The following is a 4,176-nucleotide window of genomic DNA, read 5'->3' on the forward strand; positions in this document are numbered from 1 at the left end:
GGCCTGATGACGTCGGTGCTGATGACCCCGGACGGCAAGACCGTCGAGGCCGAGGCCGCGCACGGCACGGTGACCCGGCACTACCGCCAGCACCAGGCGGGCAAGCCGACCTCCACCAACCCGATCGCGTCGATCTACGCGTGGACCGGCGGCCTCAAGCACCGCGGCAAGCTCGACGGCACCCCCGAGGTGATCGAGTTCGCGGAGACCCTGGAGAAGGTCGTCATCGAGACCGTCGAGAGCGGCCGGATGACCAAGGACCTGGCGCTGCTGGTCGGACCCGACCAGGAGTGGCAGACCACCGAGGACTTCCTCAACACCCTCGATGAGAACCTGCAGAAGAAGATGGCGGGCTGACCACTCGTCCGGGAAGCCCCTCGCCGTTCTGGCGGGGGGCTTCTCGCTGTCCAAGGTGACGCAGTGTCGCAGGCGTTGGCTCCGTCGGGTGTTTCCCGTCGCGATCACTGGCGCGGATACCGGTGGGTACGGGACTGTTCACCCAGGGACCGTGTGGTGACAAGGAGCGTGTGACGTGCTGATGCTGTTGCCGAAGCGGACACTGCTTATCGGCGGCGCGCTGGTCGGGGTGGTCTCGATGTACTCGATGGGTGTCGAGAGCCCCAACGCGCCCGCCAGCAGCGCGGCGAAGTGCCGGGTGTCGGTCACCGCGGACGTGCTCAACGTCCGGGCCGCGCCGGACGGCCACGCGGACATCGTCGGCAAGTTCAAGCAGGGCGCGGAAACCGACGCCCTGCCGACGGTGCAGAACGGCTTCCGGATGCTCGGCCCGAACCGGTGGGCGTCGGCGCAGTTCCTGCAGCCGCTGCCCGGCCGCACCTGCTAGCCACTTAGGGTTGCGCGGTGCTCACGGTTTCCACGATCAACGTCAACGGGTTGCGCGCGGCCGCCAAGAAGGGGTTCGTCGAGTGGCTCGCGGCCACCGCGGCGGACTTCGTGTGCCTGCAGGAGGTCCGCGCCTCGGCCGACGACCTGCCCGCCGAACTCGCCGCCCCGCCCGGCTGGCACACCGTGCACGCCGACTCGCGCGTCCTCAAGGGCCGCAACGGTGTCGCGGTGTACTCGCGGCAGGAGCCCACGGCCGCCCGTGTGGGTTTCGGCGTCTCCGAGTTCGACGCGAGCGGCCGGTACGTGGAGGCGTGGTTCCCCGGCGTCGTCGTCGGCAGCGTCTACCTCCCCAGCGGTGAGGTGGGGACGCTGCGGCAGGACCAGAAGGAGCGCTTCATGGCCGCGTTCCTGCCGTACCTGGTCGAACTGCGCGAGAAGGCGGCTGCGAGCGGCTGCGAGGTCGTCATCTGCGGCGACTGGAACATCGCCCACCAGGAGATCGACCTCAAGGCGTGGAAGGCCAACCGCAAGAACGCCGGTTTCACGCCCGCCGAGCGTGACTGGATGGGCCGCGTCTTCGACGAAGCCGGATACCGGGACGTGCACCGGCTGCTGCACCCCGAGGGGCCAGGGCCGTACACGTGGTGGTCCTACCGCGGGAAGGCCTATGACAACGACTCCGGCTGGCGCATCGACTACCAGGTGGCCACCCCCGGTCTCAGCGCCCGCGCCCACACCGCCGTGGTGGAGCGGGCCGCGACCTACGCGGAACGCTGGTCGGACCACGCCCCGGTGACGATCACCTACGACTGGCCCGGCGCGGCTCAGTGGCGGAGCATGACGGCGGCCATCGCGGGCAGCATGATCACGTGCCCGATCATCATGACCGTGCCGCCCGACATCCAGCCCGCCCAGTAGAACGGGTACAGCACGGCGAATGGCGCGTACATCGCCGCAGGGTCGCGGGGACCATCGACTCGATCATCGGGGCCGTCGCGCTACCGGCAGGTGCACCGGGCCGCGGGCTGATCAAGGCGTGACACCCGGCCCGACCAGACCGTCTCGGCGGCCAACCCGCCGACGAGCGCGAGTCCGGCGCACGCGACCCCCGGCAGGCCGGTGAACGGAAGCGCGACCGACAGTGCGACGAGCACCGCCACGTGCGCCCCGATGGGCACCAGCAGCCGAGGCGCGTCGTGGTGGGCGACGACCATCCCCCGGTAGTAGGACCTGACGACCCACAGCACGGGCGCGGGCAGCAGCACGAAGATCCAGAGCAGCCCCAGCTCCGCGGGCGCCGACGGGACGCCGACGAATCCCTCGACGTACCAGGCGGCGAGCGGGGTGCAGACCACGACCGCGAACGCGGCGGTGAAGCCGACCCCGACCTGCCACGCCAGCCTTCTGGTCGCCGCGGGCCGGTCGGTGTGCCGGGCCCCGACCACCGATTCCAGGTCTGCGGTCGGGGTTGTGAACAGGGCAAGGAGCCCGTAGACGGTCGGCCACACGGTGAGCGACGCCGCGGCCTGCACGGCGTGGCCGACGGCGAGAATCGTGATCACCTGCGGGGCCATGTTGAGCAGCCGTGCTCCGCTCAGCGGCAGGTGCGCGCGCAGCAGCCGCCGCGTCGACACCGGCTCGGCGGACAGCGGCCCACCCATCCACAGTCTGCTCAGCACGGCTGTCTCGGCGAACGCGCCGACGGTCAGGGCGAAGCACCCGGCGCCCGCGCCCCAGGTCGGCAGCAGTTCGGTGGCCAGCACGGCCGCCAGCGCGGACGCGACCAGGCGTGAGACCGTGGCCACGGTGATCCCGCCGGTGCGGTCCGCGCTGATCAGCAGGCCATGCAGGTACCGGCGCAGCGCGACCGCCGGCGACGCGGGAGCCAACGCCAAGAGCCCGTTCCGCACACCGTCGGCCACCTGCTCGCTGGTCCCGAACAGCACGGCGGGCAGGGGTGTCACCGCCAGCGCCGCGCAGACGAGCGCCGCCCCCAAGCCCAGCAGCACCGTGTACCGCCGCACCGAGACGCTGCGGGGCATGCCCACCACCAGCGGCGCCAACGCCAGCGCGGGCGAGTTGACCACCACGATGACCGCGATGCAGATCCCGAAGGCCGCCAGCGCCGCCGCGCCGTCCGGGGCCCGGGCGACGAACGCCGAGACCAGCGGGATCTCCACGACGAGCATCGACGAGCCCAGCGCGGTCGGCAGCCAGGTGCGCAACAGCGGCGACGACGACGTGGTCATCTCACGCGGCCCGCGTGCACGGGCAGTCGGGCCGAGCTTCGTAGTCGGTGAAGGTGAAGGTCAGCCGGTCGGTGTCGACGTAGAGGCTGCGCCCGGCGGTCGGTGACTCCTTCGCGCCGGACAGCACGCCGACGACCTCGTTGACGGCGATGCCCGCGAGCATCGCCACCGTGGATCCGGTCAGGCAGGCCGTTTCCTCGTGGCGCAGGATGTCCATGCCGTAGATGCCGACGCACTCCCAGCACGGCGTCACCCCTGGAATCATCATCGGGCCGACCCGCGCGCCCTTGTCGGTGGCGCCGATGGACGTCATCGGCACGCCCGTCGCGAGACTCGCCTCGCTGGACCAGCGCGCGGCGTGCTCGCGCGGCCGGTCGAAGGCGTGCAGGAAGAAGTCCGCGCCGTCGATGATCTCCGCGAGGTCGTCGGCCGAGCCGATCGTGCGGTCGTGGGTGACGAACTCGGTGTTCGAGTTCTGCCGGTAGAGGTGCCTGCGCAGCGCTTCCAGCTTGTGCGAGCCGACATCCTCCTGGTCGAGGGTGGCGTGCGTGGGCAGGTTGTCCAGGGCGAAGGTGTCGAAGTCGACCGCCTCCAGCCGCCCGATGCCCGCGGCGTTGAGCAGCCGCAGCAGCGTGGTGCCGCCCGCCCCGGTCCCGACCACGACCACCCGGGCCGCGCCCAGCCTGCGCTGGCCTTCGAAGCCGTCCCAGCCGTCGCGGTCGAACAGCCGCAGGTAGTTGATCTGCCTGCTCCACCGACTGGTCACCGCAACGTCGAGCGTCGGCGGAACGGCGGCGTCCTCGAGGACACCCGCGGCGTCGAGTGCGCGCAGCCACTCGTCGGCTTCCGGCTCGCGCAGGCGCAGCTCATCGCCGGTCACGGTGCCGTCGAGGCCGAGGATGAACTTCTCGGCCGCCGGGGTCGGGTCGCTCACCCGGACCTTGTCCGGGCCTACCCCGATGAACAGGTGTGGCTCGCCCTCCCGGCGGTACACGCGCAGGAAAGGCTTGAGCCTGGGCAACTTCGTCAACGTCGGGTCCTTCCGCTGATGGGCGGTGGGGCCCGGCGCCCGGGCCCCACC

Annotated in this window: 5 protein-coding genes; 3 read left to right on the forward strand and 2 right to left on the reverse strand. The window is 71.3% G+C overall.

What is annotated here, in order from left to right:
* From ACRDSQ_RS14005 to ACRDSQ_RS14015, 3 genes are all read left to right on the forward strand, one after another.
* The coding region (locus ACRDSQ_RS14005; RefSeq protein ID WP_431421493.1) for an isocitrate/isopropylmalate family dehydrogenase at nt 1-357 on the forward strand (357 nt) is incomplete at its 5' end.
* A gap of 181 nt (nt 358-538) precedes the next feature.
* Complete coding sequence (locus ACRDSQ_RS14010) at nt 539-844, forward strand: SH3 domain-containing protein (RefSeq protein WP_187224683.1); 306 nt, start codon at nt 539-541, stop codon at nt 842-844.
* A gap of 17 nt (nt 845-861) precedes the next feature.
* Complete coding sequence (locus ACRDSQ_RS14015; protein ID WP_431421494.1) at nt 862-1,764, forward strand: exodeoxyribonuclease III; 903 nt, start codon at nt 862-864, stop codon at nt 1,762-1,764.
* Nucleotides 1,765-1,844: 80 nt separating this feature from the next.
* On the opposite strand, the gene ACRDSQ_RS14020 is transcribed toward ACRDSQ_RS14015, so the two are convergent.
* On the reverse strand, nt 1,845-3,095 hold the full coding sequence (locus ACRDSQ_RS14020; RefSeq protein ID WP_431421495.1) for a hypothetical protein: 1,251 nt from the start codon (nt 3,093-3,095) through the stop codon (nt 1,845-1,847).
* Nucleotide 3,096: 1 nt separating this feature from the next.
* On the reverse strand, nt 3,097-4,176 hold a 1,080-nt coding region (locus ACRDSQ_RS14025; protein WP_431421496.1), incomplete at its 5' end, for a HesA/MoeB/ThiF family protein.

This window comes from Actinokineospora sp. (assembly GCF_050699995.1).
Lineage (GTDB): Bacteria > Actinomycetota > Actinomycetes > Mycobacteriales > Pseudonocardiaceae > Actinokineospora.

Excerpts from the sequence above, each read along its gene's own strand:
- ACRDSQ_RS14020 (WP_431421495.1), bottom strand. The coding sequence starts at position 3,095 with ATGACCACGTCGTCGTCGCCGCTGTTGCGCACCTGGCTGCCGACCGCG.
- ACRDSQ_RS14010 (WP_187224683.1), top strand. The coding sequence starts at position 539 with ATGCTGTTGCCGAAGCGGACACTGCTTATCGGCGGCGCGCTGGTCGGG.